This window comes from Streptomyces sp. NBRC 110611 (genome assembly GCF_001590865.1).
Classification (GTDB): Bacteria; Actinomycetota; Actinomycetes; order Streptomycetales; family Streptomycetaceae; genus Streptomyces.
Genome location: NZ_BBUY01000002.1, coordinates 407,845 through 431,325, shown reverse-complemented (window position 1 = coordinate 431,325; position 23,481 = coordinate 407,845). Strand labels below are relative to the sequence as shown.

The 23,481-nt window shown below is 68.7% G+C and carries 19 protein-coding genes, 1 tRNA gene and 1 pseudogene; 7 read left to right on the top strand and 14 right to left on the bottom strand.

What is annotated here, in order from left to right:
• Window positions 1–72: 72 nt before the first annotated feature.
• Both AZE13_RS06370 and AZE13_RS06365 read right to left on the bottom strand, forming a co-directional pair.
• The gene (locus AZE13_RS06370) at window positions 73–1,899 is read right to left on the bottom strand and encodes an AMP-dependent synthetase/ligase (RefSeq protein WP_066927831.1); all 1,827 of its coding nucleotides are present in this window, start codon (window positions 1,897–1,899) and stop codon (window positions 73–75) included.
• Between the two features lie 328 nt (window positions 1,900–2,227).
• Complete coding sequence (locus AZE13_RS06365) at window positions 2,228–3,103, bottom strand: LysR family transcriptional regulator (RefSeq protein WP_066928509.1); 876 nt, start codon at window positions 3,101–3,103, stop codon at window positions 2,228–2,230.
• 220 nt (window positions 3,104–3,323) lie between these two features.
• On the opposite strand from AZE13_RS06365, the gene AZE13_RS06360 reads away from it, so the two are divergent.
• The gene (locus tag AZE13_RS06360) at window positions 3,324–4,385 is read left to right on the top strand and encodes a bile acid:sodium symporter family protein (RefSeq protein ID WP_079123755.1); all 1,062 of its coding nucleotides are present in this window, start codon (window positions 3,324–3,326) and stop codon (window positions 4,383–4,385) included.
• A 75-nt stretch (window positions 4,386–4,460) separates the two neighbouring features.
• Here AZE13_RS06360 and AZE13_RS06355 read toward each other — a convergent pair whose 3' ends face one another.
• The 3 genes from AZE13_RS06355 to AZE13_RS06345 all read right to left on the bottom strand — a co-directional run bounded on the left by AZE13_RS06355 (window position 4,461) and on the right by AZE13_RS06345 (window position 9,194).
• The gene (locus tag AZE13_RS06355; protein WP_066927829.1) at window positions 4,461–6,452 is read right to left on the bottom strand and encodes a sialidase family protein; all 1,992 of its coding nucleotides are present in this window, start codon (window positions 6,450–6,452) and stop codon (window positions 4,461–4,463) included.
• A 340-nt stretch (window positions 6,453–6,792) separates the two neighbouring features.
• The gene (gene fdhD / locus AZE13_RS06350) at window positions 6,793–7,650 is read right to left on the bottom strand and encodes a formate dehydrogenase accessory sulfurtransferase FdhD (protein WP_066927827.1); all 858 of its coding nucleotides are present in this window, start codon (window positions 7,648–7,650) and stop codon (window positions 6,793–6,795) included.
• A 137-nt stretch (window positions 7,651–7,787) separates the two neighbouring features.
• Window positions 7,788–9,194 carry an FAD-dependent monooxygenase gene (locus AZE13_RS06345; RefSeq protein WP_181690266.1) on the bottom strand — a complete coding sequence of 469 codons (1,407 nt, stop codon included), beginning with the start codon at window positions 9,192–9,194 and terminating at the stop codon, window positions 7,788–7,790.
• 474 nt (window positions 9,195–9,668) lie between these two features.
• Here AZE13_RS06345 and AZE13_RS06340 point away from each other — a divergent pair, with 474 nt between their 5' ends.
• From AZE13_RS06340 to AZE13_RS06330, 4 genes are all read left to right on the top strand, one after another.
• Window positions 9,669–10,019 (top strand): chorismate mutase, encoded by a 351-nt coding sequence (locus AZE13_RS06340; RefSeq protein ID WP_066927824.1) that lies wholly within the window; start codon window positions 9,669–9,671, stop codon window positions 10,017–10,019.
• A 465-nt stretch (window positions 10,020–10,484) separates the two neighbouring features.
• A complete protein-coding gene (locus tag AZE13_RS06335; protein WP_066927822.1) occupies window positions 10,485–12,056 on the top strand; it encodes an aldehyde dehydrogenase family protein in 1,572 nt (523 codons plus the stop codon).
• Between the two features lie 136 nt (window positions 12,057–12,192).
• Window positions 12,193–12,450 (top strand): hypothetical protein, encoded by a 258-nt coding sequence (locus AZE13_RS36235; protein WP_147264618.1) that lies wholly within the window; start codon window positions 12,193–12,195, stop codon window positions 12,448–12,450.
• 755 nt (window positions 12,451–13,205) lie between these two features.
• Window positions 13,206–13,290, top strand: a tRNA-Leu gene (locus tag AZE13_RS06330).
• 424 nt (window positions 13,291–13,714) lie between these two features.
• On the opposite strand, the gene AZE13_RS06325 is transcribed toward AZE13_RS06330, so the two are convergent.
• The 4 genes from AZE13_RS06325 to AZE13_RS06310 all read right to left on the bottom strand — a co-directional run bounded on the left by AZE13_RS06325 (window position 13,715) and on the right by AZE13_RS06310 (window position 17,263).
• Window positions 13,715–14,896: a cytochrome P450 family protein gene (locus AZE13_RS06325; RefSeq protein WP_066927820.1), complete on the bottom strand. Its 1,182-nt coding sequence runs from the start codon at window positions 14,894–14,896 to the stop codon at window positions 13,715–13,717.
• Window positions 14,893–16,119 (bottom strand): MAB_1171c family putative transporter, encoded by a 1,227-nt coding sequence (locus AZE13_RS06320; RefSeq protein ID WP_258527617.1) that lies wholly within the window; start codon window positions 16,117–16,119, stop codon window positions 14,893–14,895. Before AZE13_RS06320 ends, AZE13_RS06325 begins: the two co-directional genes overlap by 4 nt.
• Complete coding sequence (locus AZE13_RS06315; RefSeq protein ID WP_079123754.1) at window positions 16,116–16,643, bottom strand: regulator component; 528 nt, start codon at window positions 16,641–16,643, stop codon at window positions 16,116–16,118. Before AZE13_RS06315 ends, AZE13_RS06320 begins: the two co-directional genes overlap by 4 nt.
• Window positions 16,644–16,807: 164 nt before the next feature.
• Window positions 16,808–17,263: a helix-turn-helix domain-containing protein gene (locus AZE13_RS06310; protein ID WP_066927818.1), complete on the bottom strand. Its 456-nt coding sequence runs from the start codon at window positions 17,261–17,263 to the stop codon at window positions 16,808–16,810.
• Between the two features lie 1,256 nt (window positions 17,264–18,519).
• Between AZE13_RS06310 and AZE13_RS06305 the strand changes: the two genes are divergently transcribed.
• Window positions 18,520–19,323: a prolyl oligopeptidase family serine peptidase gene (locus AZE13_RS06305; protein WP_066927816.1), complete on the top strand. Its 804-nt coding sequence runs from the start codon at window positions 18,520–18,522 to the stop codon at window positions 19,321–19,323.
• A 190-nt stretch (window positions 19,324–19,513) separates the two neighbouring features.
• Here the strand turns inward: AZE13_RS06305 and AZE13_RS06300 are convergent, their stop codons facing one another.
• Complete coding sequence (locus AZE13_RS06300; protein WP_066927814.1) at window positions 19,514–20,737, bottom strand: recombinase family protein; 1,224 nt, start codon at window positions 20,735–20,737, stop codon at window positions 19,514–19,516.
• Between AZE13_RS06300 and AZE13_RS36720 the strand changes: the two are divergent.
• Window positions 20,729–20,896: pseudogene (locus AZE13_RS36720) on the top strand (transposase); the annotation flags it as partial. The gene AZE13_RS06300 and the pseudogene AZE13_RS36720 sit on opposite strands and share 9 nt — an antisense overlap.
• 77 nt (window positions 20,897–20,973) lie before the next feature.
• Here the strand turns inward: AZE13_RS36720 and AZE13_RS06295 are convergent.
• The 4 genes from AZE13_RS06295 to AZE13_RS06280 all read right to left on the bottom strand — a co-directional run bounded on the left by AZE13_RS06295 (window position 20,974) and on the right by AZE13_RS06280 (window position 23,359).
• Window positions 20,974–21,789 (bottom strand): thioredoxin domain-containing protein, encoded by an 816-nt coding sequence (locus AZE13_RS06295; RefSeq protein WP_066927811.1) that lies wholly within the window; start codon window positions 21,787–21,789, stop codon window positions 20,974–20,976.
• Window positions 21,786–22,199 (bottom strand): MmpS family transport accessory protein, encoded by a 414-nt coding sequence (locus AZE13_RS06290; protein ID WP_066927809.1) that lies wholly within the window; start codon window positions 22,197–22,199, stop codon window positions 21,786–21,788. The genes AZE13_RS06295 and AZE13_RS06290 overlap by 4 nt, the downstream gene beginning before the upstream one ends.
• A gap of 139 nt (window positions 22,200–22,338) precedes the next feature.
• Window positions 22,339–22,641: a hypothetical protein gene (locus AZE13_RS06285; RefSeq protein WP_066927807.1), complete on the bottom strand. Its 303-nt coding sequence runs from the start codon at window positions 22,639–22,641 to the stop codon at window positions 22,339–22,341.
• 295 nt (window positions 22,642–22,936) lie between these two features.
• On the bottom strand, window positions 22,937–23,359 hold the full coding sequence (locus AZE13_RS06280) for a hypothetical protein (protein ID WP_066927805.1): 423 nt from the start codon (window positions 23,357–23,359) through the stop codon (window positions 22,937–22,939).
• Window positions 23,360–23,481 lie beyond the last annotated feature (122 nt).

Sequence of the window (23,481 nt, the reverse complement as noted above, 5' to 3'; positions counted from 1 at the left end):
AGCGGTGCACGTCGTGCCGGCGGACGATCCGGCTCCGCCGTACGGGGGAGCCGGTCTCGTGCCTGCGCGCGCTCAGCTCTGGTAGAGCGCGTCCACCTCCACCGAGTACGCCGCCTCGATCGCCTTGCGTTTGAGCTTCAGCGACGGTGTCAGCAGCCCGTGCTCCTCGGTGAACTGGTGGGCCAGTATCCGGAACGTACGGATCGACTCGGCCTGTGAGACCAGGGTGTTGGCGGCGACGACCGCGCGCCGGATCTCGGTCTCCAGATCCGGGTCGTGCACCAGGTCCGACGGCGGCAGCTCCGGCTTGCCGCGCATCGCCAGCCAGTGCGTGACCGCTTCCGGGTCCAGCGTCACCAGCGCGGCGATGAACGGCCGGTCGTTGCCGACGACGATGCACTGGGCGACCAGCGGATGCGCCCGCACCCGCTCCTCCAGCGCCACCGGCGAGACCGTCTTGCCGCCGGAGGTGACGAGGATCTCCTTCTTCCGGCCGGTGATCGTCAGATAGCCGTCCTCGTCGAGGGCGCCCAGGTCACCGGTGGCGAACCAGCCGTCGTGCAGGACGGCATCGGTCGCCTTGGCGTTGTTGTGGTACCCCTCGAAGACCTGGCCTCCGTAGAGCCAGACCTCGCCGTCCTCCGCGATGTGCACGGTGGTGCCGGGGATGGGGGTGCCGACCGTGCCGAAGCGGGTCTGCTCGGGCGGGTTGGCGGTGGCGGCCGCGGTGCTCTCCGTCAGGCCGTAGCCCTCGAAGATCCGCACACCGGCGCCGGCGAAGAACAGCCCCAGCCGGCGCTCCATCGCCGAGCCGCCGGACATCGCGTACCGCACCCGGCCGCCCAGTGCCGTACGGACCTTGCTGTACACCATCTTGTCGAAGACCTGATGCTGCATCCGCAGCGCGGCGCCGGGGCCGGCGCCGGTGCCGAACGCCCTGTTCTCCTGCGCCTCGGCATAACGGACCGCGACCTCCACGGCCTTGTCGAACGGTCCCGCCCTGCCCTCCGCCTCGGCCTTCCGCCGGGACGCGGCGAAGACCTTCTCGAAGATGTACGGCACCGCAAGGATGAAGGTGGGCCGGAAGGACTGCAGATCGGGCAGGAGGGCCTGGGCCGTCAGCGCGGGCTGGTGGCCCAGCTTCACCCGGCCGCGGACCGCGGCGACCTGCACCATGCGCCCGAAGACATGCGCCAGCGGCAGGAACAGCAGGGTCGCCGCCTCGTCACCGGGCTTCGAGGTGAAGACCGTCTCGTAGCGCATGACGACGTTGTCGGCCTCCGCCATGAAGTTGGCGTGGGTGATCACACACCCCTTGGGGCGCCCGGTGGTGCCGGAGGTGTAGATGATCGTCGCGATGGCGTCCGGGGTGACGGCCATCCGGTGACGGTGCACCACCTGGTCGTCGATGTGCGCACCGGCCGAGGTCAGTTCGGCCACCGGATCGGCGTCCAGCTGCCACAGCTTGCGCAGCTGCGGAAGCCGGTCGATGACCGAGCCGACCGTCATCGCGTGGTCCTCGTGCTCGACCAGGCAGGCCGAGACGCCCGAGTCGTGCAGCATCCAGAAGACCTGCTCGGCCGACGAGGTCGGATACAGCGGTACGGACTGGACGCCGATCGACCAGAGTGCGAAGTCGAACAGGGTCCACTCGTAGCGCGTACGGGACATGATGCCGACCCGGTCGCCGAACCGGACGCCCTGCGCGATCAGGCCCTTGGCCAGCGCGAGGACCTCGTCCCGGAACTGGCCGGAGGTGACGTCCCGCCAGTTTCCCGCGTCGTCCTTGCGCGCGAGGGCGACGCGGTCGGGGGCGGTCCGTGCGTGCTCGAAGACCGCATCCGCCAGCCCGCCGACCCGGGGCGCGGTCGCCAACGGTGGGACGGTGAACTCGCGCAATGGCTCAGCTCCTCGTGGTGTTGCTCACAAGGCCGCGACCGTACCCCAAGGCGATGACATCCGGCAGTGCCCTACCACGGCGCGAACGCACCCCCATGGGAACAGGCCAACGGAAGAATTCAGCCGACTCCGGGCGATCACGGACACGATCCGTGGGCCGCGCCGCCGCACGATCACGACGCCGGGACCATATCTGCACCAAATCTCTGCACATGACACCGAATCACGCGCCGGGGCGGACAATCCATCCGGTACCGGGGCATAGGGACCGCCCCTCCCCGGACGAGCCATTCCTCGCCAGAAGCGTCCTGGGTGTTCTATCCGGGAACTAGGTGTTCTGTCCGGGAAGCTGCAGCCGGTCGCCGCCCGCGAGGATCGCCTCGGCCAGGGCCTCCGCCGGGCCGCGCGCCGCGCCGTCGCGCTCCCCGTGGAGGAGGACGAAGTCCACCCCGCCCAGATCCGGCAGCCCGGTCCGCGGCGGAAGCTGGACCAGACCTGGCGGAATCATGCCCCTGGTATGCGCCATCACGCCCAGACCCGCCCGGGTTGCGGCGATCAGTCCGTTCAGGCTCCCGCTGGTACAGGCGATCCGCCACTTCCGGCCCTGCCGCTCCAACGCCGCCAACGCGCGCGCCCGGGTCACCGCCGGCGGCGGATAGACCACCAGCGGGACCGGCCGCTCCGGATCCAGCCGCAGGCGTTCGGTGCCCACCCACACCAGCCGGTCGCGCCACACCAGCCGCCCGTGGAACTCCTCCGGTCCCCGCTTGGCGAGGACGAGATCGAGCCGCCCGGCCGCCAGCAGCTTGTGCAGGGTGCCCGACAGCTCGACGGTCAGCTCCAGATCGACCTCGGGGTGCTCCCGCCGGAACTCCTCCAGGACCTCCGGCAACCGGGTCAGCACGAAGTCCTCGGAGGCGCCGAAGCGGAGTCGGCCGCGCAGCCGGGTGCCCGCGAAGAAACTCGCGGCCCGCTCGTTCGCCTCCAGGATCGAGCGCGCGAAGCCCAGCATCGCCTCCCCGTCCTCGGTCAGTTCCACGCCATGGGTGTCCCGCGCGAACAGCCGCCGCCCGGAGGCCTCCTCCAGCTTCCGTACGTGCTGGCTCACGGTCGACTGCCGCAGCCCCAGCCGCCGGGCGGCCTGCGTGAAGCTCAGGGTCTGCGCCACCGCGAGAAAGGTACGCAGCTGAACGGGCTCGAACACGATCGCCTCCGTACCCCGGCTGCCGGGGTTCATCATGAATGGTGATGACAGTGACCACGGTAAACGGGGTTCCCGATCGCCGCACCGCCCGGCACCCTTGGGAGAAGATCATCGTCCGCACACGCCCCATAGCCACCGACCGAGAGCCACCGACCGAGAGCCACCGACCCCGGATTCGCCGACCCGAGTTCCGCCGACCCAAGAGAGATCAAAGGAGACCATGCGCCGCCGTCCCTTGTTCAAGCTGCCCGCCTGGCTTCCCGTGGACGGCTACCTCCTCGCCCTGGTGGGCACGGTCGCCCTGGCCGCGCTGCTGCCCGCCCGCGCAGCGGCCGCCACCGCCGCCGACGGCGCCGCCACCGGAGCCGTCGCCCTGCTCTTCTTTCTCTACGGCGCCCGGCTCTCCACCCGCGAGGCGATGGCCGGCCTGCGCCACTGGCGGCTCCACCTCACCGTCCTGGCCTGCACCTTCGCCCTCTTCCCGGTGCTCGGGCTGGCGGCCCGGGTACTGGTCCCGCACGTCCTGCCGCCCACCCTCTACACCGGGCTGCTGTTCCTGTGCCTGGTGCCTTCGACGGTCCAGTCCTCGATCGCCTTCACCTCCATCGCCCGGGGCAATGTCGCGGCGGCCATCTGCGCCGGCTCGTTCTCCAGCATCGCCGGGATCGTCCTCACGCCACTGCTGGCCGGGCTCGTCCTGCACGGGGCGGGCGGCGGCTTCTCGGCCGGCTCGCTGCTCTCGATCGGCTGCCAGCTACTGCTGCCGTTCCTCGCCGGGCAGCTGCTGCGCCCCCGGATCGGCAGCCTGGTCGCACGCCACAGGAAGGCCCTCGGGTATGTGGACCGTGGCTCGATACTCCTCGTCGTCTACGCCGCCTTCAGCGCGGGCATGGTCCAGGGCATCTGGCACCAGGTCACCCCGCTGCGGCTGCTGTGCCTGCTGGGCGTGGAGGCCGTCCTCCTCGCCGTCATGCTGACGGCCACGTCCTACGGTTCCCGGCGGCTCGGTTTCCCCCGGGAGGACCGGATCGCCATCACCTTCGCCGGCTCCAAGAAGAGCCTGGCCGCCGGCCTGCCCATGGCCAGTGTCCTCTTCGGCGCCCAGGCCGGGCTGATGGTGCTGCCGCTGATGCTCTTCCACCAGATGCAGTTGATGGTGTGCGCGGTGCTGGCGAAGCGGTACGCGGCACGGACGGCGACGGCGACGGCGACAGTGACGGAAGAGGAAAAGGGAAAGGGGAAGGCTTGGGAGAGGGCGAGCGGGAGTCACCGCACATGGTGACCCCGGCTGTGCCCGCCCAGGCCACTGCTCGCAGCCGGTCCACCGCAGCCACTGCCGAGGGCGGCGGTGAGGGGCTCACCGGCCCGGCCGGCTGACCCGGTCCAGCGGCAGCCCCAGCACCATCGGCGCGCGCACCGTCGCGCCCCGCGTGCGTACACCGGCCAGCTCCTCATCGGTCAGCGACCGCCGGTAGACCCGTACTTCGTCGAGCGCACCGGTGAAATGGGCCCGGCCGTCCGGCCGTTGACCGAGATGGACGCCGAAGACCGAGCCCCGGCTGACCGAGCCGGGGACATCGCGGACCACGGTGGTTCCAGCACCGTCCACCGTGAGCAGCAGCCGGCCGCCCGTGCGGCGCAGTGCGAGGTGGTGCCACCTGCCGTCGTGGTACGCGTCGTGGGTCCCGACCCGGGCGGTGGCGGCTGGCCCGGCGCCGCCGACTGCCGTGACGCGGGCGGTGATCCGGTCGTTGCCGGGGTCCCCCGCCACCACGACCTGCGGAGCCGCGTTCCCCACACCGCCCATCCACAGCAGCGGCTGCTCGCCCGTGCCGGCGTCGTAGCGGAACCACAGACTGCAGGTGAAGTCGTGGCCGCCCAGAGGGAGGGAGGTACGGAACGGGAGGCGTACGGCGTCGTCCCGGCCGTCGAAGGCCAGCGCCTTGCCGAAGCGGCCGCCGGTGGGGCGCGCACCGCCCAGTACGAGGGCCGGCCGGGCCCGGGGCGCGCGGTCACGGGTCGTGGGGTCCGGGCCGCGCCGCGGGCCGAGCCAGTCCTCGGTGAAGCGGACGAAGCGGATCTCGTCCCGTGAGTCGGCCGCACCCCCCTCGTACAGCAGGCCGGTGACCTCGGAGGAGATCGCGACCAGATCCGAGTAGCCGGACCAGTCGGAGGTGACCCGGGCGCCCCGGTCGGCGTCCTCCCAGGTGCGGCCCTCGTCCCAGGAGGAGCGGATGGTCATCGTCCGGCGCCGGTCGGGATCGGCCGGCGCCGCGAGCAGGGTACGGCCGCGGCCGCCGGCGGCGCGCGAGCGTGGCAGTGGCAGGCGGAGCACCGAGGCCTGCACCATCGGGGTGGGGAGAGCGGGGAGGGCGCGGAACGGCGCGGCGAAGGAGTCGCCGCCGTCGCGGCTGACCGCCGCGGTGCGATGGCCCAGGTCGGTGCCGTCCTGCTCGCGGCCGTTGACGTAGACCGAGCCGTCGGAGCGTTCCAGGAGGGTCAGCTCCGAGGGCTTCTGGCGGAAGGTGCCCCCGGCGGCGACGGGCCAGCTGTCCAGCGCACCGATCCGCCAGGTGGCGCCGCCGTCGTCGCTGTGCACCAGGGCGGCGTGCGCGGCGGTGACCCGGTGGTCCGCGTAGCTCTCGGAGTTGACGCCGAAGACCAGCCGGCCCGCGTGCCGCCCGCGAGCGAGCTGGATGCCGTGCCCGGGCCCGGTGGCGTACCACGCGTTCCACCGCGCGGGGCGGATACCGGAGGCCAGGGTGCGGGGCGCGGACCACGTCACGCCGTCGTCGTCGCTGTACCGGAGGTGAGGGGTACGGTCACACGGAACAGCGCAGCCGAGGCCGTCGGTACGGCCTGCGTTGTGGGTCTCGGCGAGGACGATACGGCCGGTGCGGCGGTCCACGACGGGCGCGGGGTTGCCGTGGGTGTCCCCCTTGCCGCGGCTGACGACCTGGAGCGGGCCCCAGGTCCGGCCGCCGTCGGTGGAGCGCTTGAGGACCAGGTCGATATCGCCGGCGTCGCCGCAGTCGTGCCGGCGGCCCTCGGCGAAGGCGAGCAGGGTGCCGCGCGCGGACAACACGACGGCCGGTACCCGAAAGCAGAAGTAGCCCCGTTCCCGCGCGGCCTTGAACAGCACCTGCTGCTCAAAACCACCGGCCGGAGGCGGCGCCTCCGTGACCGCTGCGCGGCCGTCGTCCGACGTACCGTCAGGCATGGCGTGCGCGGGGACGGCGGGCGGCAGCCCGACGACCGCCGAGGCGAGCGCGGTGAGCAGGGCAGCGGCGCGCCGTCGCCGGGGGACGGGCCGGTGGGAACGGGGGCGCACGCGGTGAACTGACCTCATGGTCCGGCCTGCCCTTCGGGGAATCGGCGGTCGGGTCATCAGGACATCCGACGTTCCTGTGCATCCCAGACGGAAGCTACTGTCGCCGCCCCCTCGCACCAAGGAACCGGCCTCACTTCTCCGAGCCCCAGCCGTATTTCACCCACCCGGCCCGCACCTGCCACACAGCCTACCCACCAGACCCGCCACGCAGCCCACCCACCCGCACCTGCCACGCACCCGCACCTGCCACACCTGCCGTGCGCCGCGCACGCACATGCCCACGGTGGGATGGGAGGTGAGGTGCCCCACGAGGCCGATCCTCGACGGGCAAACGTTGTCCTGCCGGGGCGTAAGCGGCCTAGCTCGTGGCGCCGGCTGAGCGCAGCGCGATCCGGTGCTCGCCCGCGTACACGTTCATCGAGGCCCCGCGCAGGAATCCGACCAGGGTCAGCCCGGTCTCCTGGGCCAGATCGACGGCGAGCGAGGACGGCGCGGAGACCGCGGCCAGTACGGGAATGCCCGCCATCACGGCCTTCTGCGCCAGTTCGAACGACGCCCGCCCGGAGACCATCAGCACCGCCGACGAGAGCGGCAGCCGCCCCTGTTGCAGCGCCCGGCCGACGATCTTGTCGACCGCGTTGTGCCGCCCCACGTCCTCCCGGACGTCGAGCAGTTCCCCGTCCGCCGTGAAGAGCGCGGCGGCGTGCAGCCCCCCGGTCCGCTCGAACACCCGCTGAGCGGCGCGCAGCCGGTCGGGCAGGGCGGCGAGCGTCGCGGGCTCGAGACGGACCGGAGCGCCGGGGGAGGCGGCGGTGAGCGGCCAGCGCGTGGTGGCGCGTACCGCGTCCAGACTGGCCTTGCCGCACAGCCCGCACGACGACGTCGTATAGACGTTGCGCTCCAGGGTGATGTCCGGGATCACCACGTCGGGGGCGGTCTTCACGTCCACCACGTTGTACGTGTTGACCCCGTCCTCCGTGGCCCCCGCGCAGTAAAGGATGTTCCGCAGCTCTTCGGCCGCGCCCAGCACACCCTCACTGACCAGGAAGCCCGCGGCGAGTGCGAAGTCGTCACCGGGTGTACGCATCGTGATCGCCAGCGGCTTGCCGTTCAGCCGGATCTCCAGCGGCTCCTCGGCGACCAACGTGTCCGGGCGGGTGGAAACGACCCCGTCCCTGATGCGGATCACCTTGCGTCGTTCCGTGACTCGTCCCATGTCCCGTTCAGTCCCAGATTCGGCAGTCGGCGCTGCTCATGTGCCCGGCAGCTCTCGCGTTCATTGTCCTGCACGTGCGGTGTGCGGTGTGCGGGGCGTGCGGCCGCTGCCCACTCCGCAGCGGCCGTCCGAGCGTGTCATCGAGGCACGTCCTCCGCACGTGTCCGCGCCAGCGCGCGGCCGCCGAAGGCGCCCGAGCCATCGGCCGCCGCCCACGCCTTCGCCACCGCGTCCTGGTCCAGCGAGCGCCAGTCAGGGGTGTCCTGCACCAGGAACCGGCCCAGCCGCCGCCCCAGTTCGACCATCGTGCGACCGGTCGCGCCACGCTCGGCACCGTAATCCACCAGTGCGTCCGGGCGCTGGGGGAGTGAGCGCAGTGCGGTCTCCAGCGCCGCGGCATCCTGCAGCGCCTTGACCGCGCCGGCACCGGTATGCGGACGGACGACTGTGGCCGCGTCGCCCGCCAGCAGCAGCCTGCCCGCCGTGTAGCGCGGCGCCGTGAAGTCGTACATCGGTTGGATGAACCGTTCCTCGGACGGCGTCAGGCGCACCAGACCACCCCAGAAAGGAGGCAGCAACTCCCCGGTGACGTAGTCAAGATGGGCGTGCAGAGCATCGGCGAGGGTGCCCGGTGGCAGACTCGTGGGCGTATCCAGGTCCAGACCGAGACCGGCGGGCGGGGTGGTGTAGAGCACCCAGTTGACGTGATGTCCGCCGTGGCCGTCCGGAATGCGGTAGATGATGACGTGCCCGCCGGGGAAGACACCGTAGATACAGTCCTCCTCCAGCCACGGGTGTGCGGGAAGACCAGGGAAGTCGAGCTCCGCAAGCCGGCCGGCAGGGACCGCGCCGCGCCAGGCCAGGTAGCCGGCGTAGCGCGGCCGGATAGCGGGAAACGCTGCCTCGCGAACCACTGAGCGATAGCCGTCGGCACCGATGACCAGGTCGAAACGCGCCGTACGCGCTCCGTCCCCACCGCCGCCGCCATCCCGCCCCCGGCCCCCCTCCCTGCCACCCTCCCCGCCCCCGTTCCCCTCTCCGTCCCTGCCCACGCCTTCGTCGCTGACGTCCAGCGTGAGCCGCGCGCCATCCGGATCGTCATCGACCGCGCGGACCGTCACCCCGGACCGGAAGGAGGTGCCGGCGGGCAGCCGACGGCGTAACTCCTGCCAGAGTGGGCCCCAGCAGTACGAGCGGAACGGAAAGGGCAGGGCTGCGATCTGCCGGCCGAGCGGCGCGTTGCCGTCGCGGACGTACCAGCGGCGGGTGGTCAGCTGCACCCAAGGCGTGGCCGCGTCCAGGTATCCGGCAGCGGTCAGCTCGGCGTACCGGTCATTGTGCATGGCGAGCCCGACGCCACGGTCGGCGAGGTGACCGGCGGTGCGTTCGTGAACGGTGATCCGTGCGGCACCGGCGCGATGGGCGGCGAGCGCCGTGGCACAGCCGGCGATACTGCCGCCGACGACGGCGACATCGGCTCCCGTGATCGAGATACCGCCCGCGCCCACACCCACGCCCCCGCCCTTCCCCCTACGCCTGCCCATGCCCACGCCCCTGCTCATGCTTGTGTCGCCCCGCATCCGGCCCCTCCCTGTCCGTCTGACCCCTGTCCGTCTGACCGCCCGTCCGGTGGCGGGTGGCCGGCAGCCGTGATCGATGATCGGCCGTCCCAGCTCAACTGACCTCATCCTCCCAGTCGTTGAGGGCTGCGGGGATCTGGCATGGCACGCAAAGCCGCCGATGTGGCATTCGGCACTATGAGGAGTGCGGAGGGATGGATCGGTGGGCACCTGGGTATGGGCCTACGCCGAGGCCGAGCCCCGGGTGCGTGGGCGCGGTCCGCGTCAAGCGGCCCGGTGGTGGGTTCTGTGGGGGAGCCTGCCACCGGGCATCCCGGCCGCAGCTGACACGTCTCCGCCAACCGTCAGATGTCCGGTCCGCGAGACTGTGCCCGCCCGCCGGGCCCGGCCGGGTAGTGTGCACTCGATCACCGAACGAGCACGAATGGCGAGTGGCACATGAGCGAAGGCACAGCACCGGCGGCCGGTGAAGCGGCCTCCGTCGCCGACCAGGAGGCTCGCGAGCGGTTGCTCTACCTGCGCGGCAGCATCGACAATCTCGACGCCGCACTGGTGCATCTGCTCGCCGAGCGCTTCAAGTGCACCCAGCAGGTCGGGGAGCTCAAGGCCCGGCACAGCCTGCCGCCCGCCGACCCCGCCCGGGAGGCCGCCCAGATCGCGCGGCTGCGCCGGCTGGCCGAGGACGCCCGGCTGGACCCGGCATTCGCCGAGAAGTTCCTCAACTTCATCATCGACGAGGTGGTCCGCCACCACCGCGCGATCGCCGATCGTACGCAGGGCCAGGCCTGACCGCTGCGCTTGGCCTGATTCCCACGTTGTCGGCTTTCCCGCCGTGGCGCCTGGCGGCGGGCTGGATTCCGCTGCGCGGGGCTGTACGTCACGGGTGCGCCCCTCCGGACCGCAGGACGGCAGTCCGGAGGGGCGCACCCGCACCCGACAAACCCACGCCCGCCGCAGGCGCCACGGCGAGAAACCCCCGCGGCGGGAAAGCCGAAAACGTGCGGGGGCGCCACGACGGGCGCAACGGCGAAATCCCCCACGGCGGGACGGCCGACAACGTGGGAAGCCAGCCAAGCGCAGCGGACTGGCCCTGCAGCCCACGCCGAGTGACACTCTCTATACCTGCTGTCGCGCAGCCCCGTGCCACCCGGCCCGCCCCCGCTACCGACTGGTAACGGCTCCCCAGGGAGCCGGCCGATTCGTCACCACCCTGCCCTCCCGACCGTGCACCGAGAGTCAGAGCGGAGACACACGATGGCCCCCACCGCAGAAGCCGACGACATCACCCCGGCCGCCCTCACCCTCAAGCCCGGTACGTCCTGGCAGGACGCCTGGCAGCGCAGCCTCGCCGTCGCCCCCGAGGCGTTCCGTGACGATCAGGCCCTCAACCTCTGGGCCGCCGCCTGGCATGCGGACGGCCGCCCGCTGCCCGCCACCAGCCCCGTCGACGGCACCCCCATCGCCGGCCCGCCCCGCCTCGACGCGGATGCCGCCCGGCACGCCGTACGCGCCTCCCTCGATCAGCACCGTGCCTGGCGGCAGACCCCGCTCGCCGAGCGCAAGGCCCGGATCGGCGCCACCCTCGACGCCCTCACCGAACACCGTGAACTGCTCGCTCTCCTCCTCGTCTGGGAGATCGGCAAGCCCTGGAAGCTCGCCCGGGCCGATGTCGACCGCGCGATCGACGGCGTCCGCTGGTACCTCTCCGAGGTCGACCGAATGATCGACGGCCGCACTCCGCTGACCGGCCCGGTCAGCAACATCGCCAGCTGGAACTACCCCATGTCGGTGCTGATCCACGCGATGCTCGTCCAGGCACTGGCCGGCAACGCGGTGATCGCCAAGACGCCCACCGACGGTGGTCTGGCCTGCCTCACCCTCGCCTGCGCCCTGGCGGCCCGCGAGGGCGTCCCCGCCACGCTCGTCAGCGGCAGTGGCGGCGAACTCTCGCCCGCCCTCGTCCGCTCACCCGAGATCGGCTGTGTCTCCTTCGTCGGCGGCCGGGACACCGGCGCCCGCGTCGCCACCGCCGTCGCCGACCTCGGCAAACGCCACATCCTCGAACAAGAGGGCCTCAACACCTGGGGCATCTGGAACTACTCCGACTGGCCGACCCTCACCCCGCTCCTCCGCAAGACCTTCGACTACGCCAAGCAGCGCTGCACCGCCTACCCCCGCTTCGTCGTCCAGCGCGACGCCTTCGCCGACTTCCTCGCCGCCTACCTCCCGGCCGTACGCAGCGTCCGCTTCGGCCACCCCCTGGCCGTCCCCGACCCCGCCGCCCCGCTCCCCGAACTCGACTTCGGGCCCCTGATCAACACGGCCAAGGCCAAGGAGCTCGACGATCTCACCACCGAAGCGGTCTCCCGCGGTGCCGTCCCCCTCCACCGCGGAGCCCTCGCCGACGGCCACTTCCTCCCCGGCCAGGACACCTCCGCCTACCTACCCCCGACCACCCTTCTGGCCCCACCGCCGTCCTCCCCCCTCCACCACGCCGAGCCCTTCGGCCCTGTCGACACCATCGTCCTGGTCGACACCGAGGCGGAGCTGCTCGCCGCCATGAACGCCAGCAACGGTGCCCTGGTCGCCACGCTCTCCACCGACGATCCCGACACCTACGCCCGCCTGGCCCCCCAGATCCGCGCCTTCAAGGTCGGCCACGGCAAGCCCCGCTCCCGCGGCGACCGCGACGAGCTCTTCGGCGGCTTCGGCAATTCCTGGAGCGGCGCCTTCGTCGGCGGTGAGCTCCTCGTCCACGCCGTGACCGAGGGCCCGACCTCCGAACGCCTGCCGGGCAACTTCCCCGACTACCACCTCATGCCGTAGCCACCGGATCGCCTCTCCTCATGCTCCGGCACTACACATCACGACGCTCACCTGATCAACCCCACCTATTGCCCAGGAACGTGAAGCGGCCACAGGCCACCCACCCGTGCTGCGGAGGCACGACCGTCCAGACCCCATGACGCAGAACACCCCGAACGCCACCACCCACCTCGACGGCAACGCGGCCCGGCCACCACGCGAACCGCCCATCCCCGAACACAGCAAGGAACAGCAAGGAACAGCGAGGAACAGCGAGAACAAGCTCAAACTCGCCGCCGAGCGGCCGAGCAACCACCGCATCCGAGTGAACTCGGCCAGCCCCGGCCATATCGACACCGAACGCAGCAATAAGAGTGCATGTACGCATCGCTCCACGCGTTGCAGTAGTAGCTAGGTAGCACACGGCTACAGGCAACACCCTCGCCGGCCCTCGCCGACTCCATGCTCACTCGCGACTCGCTGGCCGCCCTGATCGGCCGCCGGCGAACATCCGCTGTGGGCGTGGCCCTCCGTAGAGCCGCACCCCTGGTGAGCGCGCTGGCCTCGGACGTCATCCTGCTCGGCGCCGTCGTCCGACTCGACCCTGGCGCACTCGTACCGAACTGCCAGGACGAGGGGCCGGCCGGCTTCCCCGCGTACCAGGGCAGCGCCACCAACCTGGCGAACGGCATGAACGCCGGTGCCCCGACCCGCCCGCCGGCCACCCTGCCCACCGAAGCCCGACCCCGTCTCTCCGACTTCGCCATCGACGGATTCCCCGGCTCCGGCAACCAGCGCTGTGGACCGGCGCCGCGATCTGCCTACTCTTCTCCGCGGCGACCCATACCATGCTCACCCGGCCCCACCCCTGGACCAGGTCAGCCCCGCCAACGCCACACAAACACCCCACACAAACACCCCCAGCCCCGGGAACCCCTGCCGCAAACCCCATCACCCCGCCAATGATCACCTCCCCGGAGGGCGGCCGCCCCGCCACTTGCCGGTCAGACCACGCGACGAACCGCCCCCGCACCGCCGGTCCGCCGCACCGCACACTCCACCCCGAGACGCCCCTGCTGCCCCACACGGATACGCAGGTGAAAGGCACTCCAAAACCTTGGTATTGTTATCCATGTCGCCGCGGGGAACACCCCGCGAAGATCACACCTAGTCCGGGTGGCGGAATGGCAGACGCGCTAGCTTGAGGTGCTAGTGCCCTTTATCGGGCGTGGGGGTTCAAGTCCCCCCTCGGACACACACCCTAAAATGCCTGGTCAGTGCGCTGACCAGGCATTTTGCGTGAGGAGGCCAGGTGGGTGGCCGAAATGGGTGTCGTGCGCTCTTGGCGGAGTAGTGTGCTGACCTGGGGTTTCTCCCGAGTGCGGGCGTGGGGGTTCGTGTCGGGTTCATGTGGAGATTGTGTGGATTCAGGGTTTGGTGCACGTAGCGTCAGGGCTGTGACCTGCACTGTTGTCCAAGTGTGGCGTGGGGGTTCATATCGGCTGAAGGGATACGAGTCGGATCCCGTCCTTGTCCTGCCGGGCGTGGTCGGTGCGGTGCACAGTCGCCGCCATGGAGAGATGTCTGCGGACTAAGCACTGTGGGCGCCAGGTGAAATGTGGCTCCAGCGCCAATAGCAATCCAGAGCTACTTTTCAGGCGGCGCCGACATGAGCCTGGCTACAGAGCAACGGGTAGGGATTTGAGGCCGCGCATCAGGCGCGTTTGCCGCCATTCCAGGTCTTCGCCGTTGGCGGCGAGGCGGATGTTGGGGAAGCGCTCGATGATCGCTCGGAGTGCGATCTCCGCCTCGGCTCGGGCGAGCGGCACCCCCAGACACCGGTGGATGCCGTGGCCGAAGGCCAGGTGGGCGCTGGCGTCTCGGCCGAGGTCGAGTTGATCGGGGTCGGGGAAGCGCGCAGGGTCACGGTTGGCGGCTCCGGGGGCGATGAGTACCGGCACGCCGGCGGGGATTTCGGTTCCGCCGAGGGTGAGTGGTTCGGTGCTGTAGCGGAATGTGGCGATGTTCATGGGGGAGTCGAAGCGCAGCAGTTCGTCGAGTGTGGTGCTCATCAGCCCTGGTTCGACTCGTAGTTGTGCGAGCGAGGCTGGGTGCTGGAGAAGTGCCAGGGTGGCGTTGCCGATGAGGTTGGTGGTGGTTTCGTGGCCGGCCACCACCAGGAGCACGGCCAGCGAGACGACTTCGTCCTGGGTGAGGGAGCCGTCGTCGCCGCTGCTGTGTGTGATGAGGTCGTGCAGGAGGCTTTGGTCGGGCCTCTTCTGTTTCGACGTGACGAGTTCGGTCATGTAGGTGGCGAGGGCATGGGAAGCGGCGTCGATGCGTTGGGGCTGTCCGGCGGCGAAGAGGTCGTTCGACCATTGGGACACCAGTGTGCGGTCGTCCTCGGGTACGCCCAGCATCTGGCAGATCACCGTGACGGGCAGAGGTACAGCGAGGTCAGCCACCAGATCCGCCTGCCCGCCCGGCCTCCATGCGTCGAGCAGGTTGCCGACCACTTCGGTGATGTACGGGCGCAGACGTGCGACGGCGCCCGTGGTGAACGCCTTCGCCGTCACCCGCCGCAGCCGCGTGTGCTGCGGCGGGTCGATGGCCAGCATGTTCTGAGCAACGGCGGGGTGCAGGTTGCGCCCCGAGGGCCGAGCAGCGAAGAAACGCGCGGTGTCCTTCGACAGCCGAGGGTCGGCGAACGCCGCCCGTGCCTCCGCGTAGCCGGTGACCAGGTAGCTGCAGCGTCCCTCGGAACCGGTGGATACCTTGTGCACGGGAGCTGTGCTGCGCAACCGGGTGTAGGTGGGGTAGGGGTTGGTGAAGAACTGCGGGTCGGTCAAGGGGTCGTTCATGATTCTGCCAATGAGTCGGTGACGTCGGTGACAGCGCGGCTGACTGTCTCGCTATGTGCATATGCGTGAGCGACGAGCAGGAGCCACTCGGTTTCGGTGCGCAGGCTGCCGTCGCGAGAGGCGCTGCACACGGCGGGCGGAGCCGTGCAGTCGGGCGGTGTCCCCCCGGCGACTCTGGTACGCACGGCTGCTGTGAGCACCGCTGCCTCTACGATCGCGGCGCCTTGAGGGGTGCCGACCTGGCACCTGCTGGCGTCAACCATTCGTTCTGCAGTTTGCTGGACGCGCACGGGCCGGTAGGGACGAAGTGCGAGGATGCCGTCGTTGATTTCGATGACACGACGGTGGAGGAGGAAGTCGAAATCATGTGCGCGCTTCTTCGTGTCCGATGTGCCGACGTCGAGGACGACCTCGGGGGCCGCTGTGGTGATGTCGTGCCACAGCGGCCCGAGCGTGGCGAATGACCGCCTTTCCCATCGGCGGCGGAGGAACTGGCTGACTGGCCAGATGACCGCGGGGAGAGTGAGCCCGACGGTGATGAAGAGTACGGCCAGGGCTGGTGAGGCCACGCTGAACGTGCAGCGAACGGGGGTAACGGGTGTCGTGCAGGAGGCGTGGGCGTGGGCCGGCAAGAGATTCAGGCCGAGCCCAAGGGAGATGGCGCCGAACACCTTGTACGCCGCGTACAGAAGGGCAAAGCCGCATCCCGCGGCCGTGATGCGAAGTCCGGTGCGCTGGCTCGCGCGCCGCGAACGCTTCGACTGTTCCCAGGTCTGCTGTAGGAAGTCCCTGGCGGTGTAGCCCAGGTACGTGATGTAGATCAGCACGTAGAGGGCATGGGGAGTCGGCGAGTGGTGCGTCATCTGTTCTGCGGTGAACAGCGCGGTCATTCCTGCGATCGCGCATGTGAGGAGGATTACGCGGCGACGGATGCGCCGCCGGGCCTCTTCCGCCTCCAGGTTGAGCTGGTACATGAAGGCCAGCACGGAGGTGGCCGCAGCTAGGGCGAATGAGTTGCTCAGTAATCGGGCGACTTGGGGAACGATTCTTTCGACGGTGCTTTGCACGATGGGCACATATGACGCGAAGGCCAAGGCGAAGCAGAGCAGCAGCGCGGCCATCGCCCAAGTGCCGGCCGGTCTGTGACCGCCGCGTCCCCGGATCCAGTATCCGGCGGCGAGGAGCAGGGCTATCGCCACGCCCGAGAAGAGTAAGTTGATCACGGTTGGTGGCGACCCTTCTTACGTGGTGGGGCGAAGAGAGCCTCCCAGCGTTCGGTGCCCCGGGCGGGCTGGCTTGGGGGGAGTTCACGTCCGTGGTAGATGCGCTGGCGGATGACGGTTGCCATCATCTCCGCCTCGCGTTCGTCTTGTGAGGTATAGCTCGTCCGTCCGGACATGCGTTGAACAAGCGTGGGATTGAAGCCGATGGCCCGAACGGCGTCCTGGTCCAGCTCCAGGCTGCCGGGGTGATCACAGATGATGTGGCTCACCTCGTGGGCGAGGATGTGGTTCTGATGAAGGGAGGATGTCCCTTCCTCGTAGAAGAGGAGATCGGCGTCCGGTGTCTCGAGCCGGATCCCGCAGGGGGCATCTATCAGCCCCAGTGTGCTCAGGGGCTTGAGGACGATAGGTCGACCCCGCAGGTCCGCTACGGCATCGCAAAGGTCGCGGGTGGTGAAGCGATGTGGGAGCCGAAGGGCTCGAACGCGTTGTTCGCACACGGCGCGGAGCTGCTCAGGATCCAAGGTCATTCCTGAAGATGCTGGGCCTGGCGCCCTGGACACAGCCGTGATGGCAGTCCAGGGTGGTTGCAGACTCTTCCCCGATTAGTCGAAAGTTTAGGCGATCCCCCGGGGTGATCCAAGAGGTCTCGATCAATCGTGCTGGAGGCGCATAATCGGGTGGCGCTCTAGTCGTCCAAGTCGAGGTTCTCGGTCATCGCGTCGCCCGGCAGTCCTTCGAGGCGCCGTGCCTGCTCGATCACGGTGGACAGCATTTTCAGACTGTCGACGCTCAGCCCATTTGCGCGAAGGGCGACTTTCCGCACGTCCTGGTCCCGCATGGCGGCAAGGAGTCTGATCTCGGCTTTGGCGCGTTCAGTTGTTGCTTCGTCGAAGAAGTAGCCCGCTGGTACACCGAAGAAGTCCGCCAGGGCCTTGATCGTGTGCCGTGTCGGGTTCTTCTTGACTCCGGTACGAAGCTGCTGGATCGCGCTCGCAGTCAGCCCCCTGCTCTCTCCCCCCGATGTCTTCTGGATCGCTTTGGCCACCTCGGCGTACGTATACGGTCCGCGCTCAGGCGGATGGACCTCTTTGAACAGGTGGTCCAGGAGCTCCGCGAAGGTGTGCATTTCTTCGTCTGTCACGTCTGGCGCTTCCTTGTCATGAACGAAAACTCGCCAACTTCAGTGTGTGGCGGGCTGGCGGATGGCGGCCTTCCGGTAACTGTAGTTGACGAAGATTCGCCACTGGGGTGTACGTTGGGGTGAGTGTGGCGCCACCAGAGTGTTCTTGGTGCTCAAGTGGCACAAGGTGGCGCAGGAGGACATGCGAACTGCTCGCGGTCAGGCGATGCCCTGTGTCGCAGGTCGGGGCGCCCATATCGGGCGGGGTGAACGGCATGCATGCGGTGGCGGAGCGGGCGCTCCTGAGGCCGGCCTCCTCTAGGGGCGCTGTCGGGGCTCGCGGGTATCGACATGAAGGGGGAACGCCAATGCCATGCCCGCCCGCGCTGCCTGCCGACCGAGGGTTGCCGCCCTCCTTGTTGAGCATCTGGCGACGCTGCTGCCGAGATTGGCCCATGTTCGAGCCGAAACTTGGCTAGATCGCATGTGCCTGGTATCGCGTCAACTGCCCACTGTGCGGAATGTCGGTGGACCACTGCTACTGCATGGTCTCCCACCGCGGCACTCTCTAGGCGTACCTGAAGGCATCGTCAACACCCTGAGGTGATGCCCGCACTTTCTGAGTACCGCGGCCGAGTCTGTACTGGATGCGCTTGGCGAAACAGAAATAGCCGCCCAGCGACGCGTGTTGCCATGTTGTGCGTCGCGTGAAGTTAGTCGAGGGGAAAATGGGAAGGCCAGAGACGCGTATAAATCCGGCCGATGGGCCATTGCAGAGTTTTGCCTACGAGTTACGGACGCTGAGAAAGTCGGTAGGGAATCCTTCCTACCGGTTACTGGCAAGTCGGGCCAATTACTCGGGGACCACGCTCTCGGAGGCTGCCCGCGGGATCAGCCTCCCCAGCCTGGAAGTTACCCTGGCCTACGTCAGTGCCTGTGGGGGCGACACTATCTCCTGGCGTAGGCGCTGGAAGGAGACCAACGCCGCGCTTCACGCGATTTCCGAAGACAGCGATGGTGACTTTCTTCCGAAGTCAACCGCGTCTCCGGAGTCGACCATGTCACCGCCTGCCACGGCGGACGACCATCCAACCCACGGCGGCGACACCTTTGACGTGCGAGTGAAGAGGGTTCCAGTGCTAACCAGTGCGGCTGGGCTGGTCCACAACAAGCACAAGGTGCTAACGCTCGCCGTTGCTGCCGGGGCCTGTGTCGCTTCGGGCTTCTGGCTCGGGAGAGGCCGCAGAAGTGTCTGACCGAGCCCTGCCCCCGGCACCATGCTGCACACCGTCTGCGCCTCAGCGGACGGCACGCCGGTGCGGATCACGGTTCTCGCGCCGCACGACACGACTCGGCATCCCCGCCCCACCCTCCTCTACGTATACGGCGGGTTCGGCCTGACCTACAAACCCTTGTACCAGCCAGAGGTTGTCGCGTGGGTTGAGGCGGGCGGTGTCTATGCGGTGGCCCATGTGAGGGGTGGGGGTGAGGAAGGGGCTGACTGGCACAGTGCGGGCGCACGCGCTCACAAGCAGAAGTCGATCGACGATCTCCACGCCGCAGCAGCAGCTCTGTGCCAGGAGGGGTGGACCACGCCGTCCCAACTGGTGATCCGTGGCGAGTCGAACGGCGGGCTGCTGGTCGGTGCCGCACTGACGCAGTGCCCCGACCGCTACCGAGCGGTTCTGTGCGCGGGACCGGTCCTGGACATGGTGCGCTACGAGAACTCCGGCCTCGGCGCGTCCTGGACCTCCGAGTACGGCTCAGCGTCAGCCCCTGAAGAACTCGGCTGGCTGCTCGGTTACTCGCCTTACCACCACGTCAGAGAGGGGGTGGACTACCCAGCCGTCCTCTTCACGGTCTCCGAAGGCGACGGCATCGTGGATCCACTCCACGCACGCAAGATGTGCGCGGCTCTTCAGCACGCCGTCGGTCCCGCGCCTGCCGATGATGGGCGGGGGCTTACGCTCCTGCGAGTCGAGCCCGACGTCGGTCACGGAGCACGCGCCATGAGCCGCGCCATCGAGCTGTCGGTAGACCAACTGTCCTTCGCCGTATGGCAGTCGGGTCTACCATTGTGAGACGGACTGCAGCTGCATGCGCCCCACGACCCAAGCTGACGCAGCAATCCCTCGATGGTCTGTGCACGACAAGCGCGGGCAGAGGCCGACCTACCCACAATGGCAACCCTATGCCGAACAAGGGTTTGCGCCTCTCGACAACGGCCGTATCGGCTATCCCGGGCTGCGACGCCGCACCAGTGATCGGAAGTCAGCTGACTCGCGTTTCGGCAGACACGCTGACCTCCTCACAATCGGCGTGTTTCCCAGGCCGCAGAAGGTCTGGTGTTTGTGGCTCGTTCCGAGGATCCGAGACCGCGGCTACGGCAGCCACAATTCGCCCCGCATCACCGGCATGTGTGCAAGGTTCAACTCGGACCTCGGACACTTTCCACTGACCAGCGTCATGCGGGTCGGGAGCAATCTCGACCCGCATGACGCGTTTCGCGGGCTGGTGTGTCATACGCAGCCCCAGCGCCCGGTACAACCGGTTCTTCTTCCCGTTCGCGGCGGTGCGCAGCACGTCTGCCGTGTCGCCTGCTGCTTCGACGAGCTCGGCGATTCGGGTGCGGGGGAGCAGGGCGGGCTTGGCGTCGCAGTAGCGGAGGTCGGCCGTCTGTGCGCGCTTCAGCTGGGTCTGATGCATCCGCTCGATCGTGGCGGCCTTGTGGCCGGGGGCGAACTGCAGAGAGATCCAGCGGTCGAGCCGCGGTACGACGTCCTGCTCGCGGAACAGGATGTTGCGGGGATGGGCGATCTTGTTGGCCAGCGCGTACTCGAGGGGAAGGCGGCACCGGTGGTAGGCCGTCTCGTGCGACCACTGCGTGCCCGTGACGCGCTGGCAGAGCCCGCAGTCGACCAGTCCCTGCAGCTGGTAGTTGTGGCAGCGGCCCCGGCATTCCTTGGTGATGCGGCGGCTGGTGCCGCGCGCGGTCATCACTTCCTGGACGCGGTGGAAGTCGGCGCGGTCGATGACGGGCGGGTGGACGATTTCCTTGGACTGTATCCATGGGTCGGAGCCGTTTCCATCGCATCCGGGTCTCGTAGCCGAGCGCGACGTCGTCGACGTCGAGGGGGATTTCCTGTTTGCGTTGCTTGTTCCAGACCTGGTGGCCGGTGTAGCGGGGGTGACGAGCATGGTGCGGACCGCTGCCTTGGTCCAGGTGAGGCCTTCCCGGTGCCGGTTACGCGCCGGGTCATGTGCGGACGGGCACCGGATGCCGTCGGCGGTCAGCCCTTCGGCGATGGCGTAGAAGCCACGGCCCTCGACATACTGCCTGAAGATGCGCTGGACGATTGGAGCGGCGACGAGATCGATTTCGAGCCGGTGAAGGCGCCTGCCGTCGGCTGCCTTGGCTGGGTTCCGGTGCGGTCCGGCGTCGACGATCCGGTAGCCGTAGGGTGGCCGGCCGCCGAGGAAGCGGCCTTCGAGCACACCGAGACCCGTACCAACCTCCGTAACGGCCACCGTGGGAAGACGCTGCCCACGCAGGCCGGGGATCTGGACCTGGCGATCCTCAAGGTCCGCACCGGCAGTCTCTTCCCCAGCCTGCTCGAACGACGACGCCGGATCGACTGCGCCCTGTACCCCGTTACTGTGGTTTCTGAACGTCGCACGTCGGGTGGAACCTGGAGGTCCAGTCCTCGGGGCACGATGACGCCCAAGAACGATCAAGAGACAGAGAGTCGTTCGCGTACCAGCCGGTGGAATCGCTGCTCGTCGATGAGCTGCCCGTTGTCCGCGTCGAGAGGGAGCGGGGCGCCGTCGAGGGCGAGGGAGGGGAAGCCGGGCGTCTTGGTGTCGTGGGTGCGGATGACCTTGTTCACCCAGGGGAGATAGGTCAGCTCTCGTACGGTCCGGTCGAAGGCGGGGGTACGCAATCCGTCGACCCGGCCGGCGAGGTGCAGCAGGCCTTCGTCCGAGGCCGCGCTGTCGTCCCCGATGAGCAGCGCCCCGAGGTACTGCGCGAACTTTCCGACGTCCGTGTTGGCGGCCGCGCCGAGGGCGTTGAGGGCGTGCCGGTCCTGCTTGTCGCCGACGGCGCCGTCGGGGGAGGCGGCAAGTCGGTATTCGATCTTGTACGTGCCCTGGTCCGCGAGCTGGCGCATGGCCGGGCCCAAGGACCGCTCCGCCTTGCGGCAGCTCCGGCAGTTCAGCGCCGTGCGCACGGTCAGGGTGTGCGGGGCATCCGGCTTGCCGTAGACGATCGAAGTCCGCTGCTCCCCAGCGGTGTTGGCGGGCACGATCAGTGGCTTCCCTTCGGCCTCGTCCTCCGGCGCCCGGTCGGTGAAGTAGACCGCGCCCGCGGCGGCGAGGGCGACGATGGCCCCGGCCAGCAGGCCGCGCTTGCGCAGCCGGGCCCGCTTGGCCGACGCCGCGCGCTCGGCCCGCATCCGCTCACGCGCGCTGGGTCCGTCGGTGGGAGTGACGGCCGGCTCGGCGTCCGTCACTCCCACCGTCCTATTGCCGGTCTCCGCGGTGGTCACGAGGAGGTTCCGGCCGGGGAAGCGGCCACGCAACTGGCCGTGCCGAACCCACCCTTGGCGGTGGCGCGCTTGGCCTCCTTGCCGTTGATGGTGATCACGCAGTCCGCCTGGCCGCCCTTCTCGCCCAGGATGAGGCTGACATTGGGCGAGGTGGCCACGCCCGTCATGGTGATCTCCTTCTTCCACGGCACCTTCGGGTCATCGACCGACTTCGAGGAGAGTTCGCCCTTGCCGCCCTCCTCGTAGGTGATGGTCTGCACGCCGCTGCCGGTCACCTCGTAGACGACCTCGAACTCCTTGGCGTCCAGCTTGTCGAATTCGCTCTTGACGTCGCCGGCGCAACCGGTGAGCCAGGTTGCCGCCAGTCCGGCGGCAGCGGTGATTGAAACGATCTTCGTTGCACGGCGCACGATATGCCCCTTACGGAATGTGGAATTTCTGGGTGAAGGTGGCCTGTGAGCCACAGGAAACCGGTGCGGCGGAACCAAATTCCGCCGCACCGGTGTGAGGGAGGGGCGAACTCTCCTTGGGGAGATACCCAGGCGACTCTTACGGGACGCCGATGATCTCCATGACCTTCTCCTGGATTCTGTCTGAGATCCGGGAGAGTTCCAGTTTCTCCTCTTCGGTCCTGGCCGCGCGGTCGATCTGCCACTCGGTGAACATGGGCGCGAACCAGATGAGTCGTACCAACTCGCTGTCCACCATGCCGTCGAACGGGGCTACTCGTCCGAGGAGTTGTACGTACTCCGCGCCGGCGGCTCGGTCGAAGATGCCGTCCCGCAGTTTACCAAGGAATCCCGTATCGGGATCCCATGCCTCGTCGAGCGCGTGCATGAGTTCGTTGTTCATTATCAGCCTCCTTGCCCGTGACGTGTGATGGCCCGTGCCGGAATGCTCTGGAAGATGAGGACTTCCTGATCCTTCCGGGCCCATGCATTGTGCCGCCTGCTGTGGAAGGGGCTGCCCGAGACATCCGCCGCAAGGGAGTTGATGAGCCGGAGGCCAATGGCTACCACGCCATTTCCCTTTTGTACTTGCCGAACGCGATCGAGGGCAACTTGGACGTCGAGATCCACGGACTCTTCGCCCGCGTCGCCCCACTTCTTCAGGTCCGGGACCCAGAAGAGGTGGCCGTCGGTGGCGATCAGCGCGCCGCAGTTGGCCTGCTGTCCGTGAGGGTGGCCTGGACAGCCGAGGAAGACCGGTGCGGCGGAACAGAATTCCACCGCACCGGTGACCGCTGTGAAGTGCCTGGTTGGTCGCGCTGCCAGGCGAGCTCGTTGATGCCTGCGATGTCGCCCCGAGCGAGGCGGAGGAAGAGCTGGACGATCTCGTCCTGGCTCAGTCCTTCCAGCTCACCTGGTTCGTCGGCGTCTTCGTCCTCGACGTTCTCCCAGATGACGAGCCCGTCCCGGAAGGCGCTCAACGACCATCCGGATTCGTGGTTCAACGACACATCCGGGTGTTCGTCATCGGCCTGCGACAGGCTCTGAACGAGGGCGCGGATCTGGCTTTCATCGGGCTCGTCAATGGACTCACCCATGAGATCGGTCGCATGGTAGCTCACGACAGCTCCTTACCTCCTTGTCCTGTTGGGCGGTGCATCGTTCGGGATTGCCTATTCGGCATAGCCTCCGCTGTTACCGGGGTGCAGGACTTTCCACCACGGCGACCTCGGTGTGTGCTGGG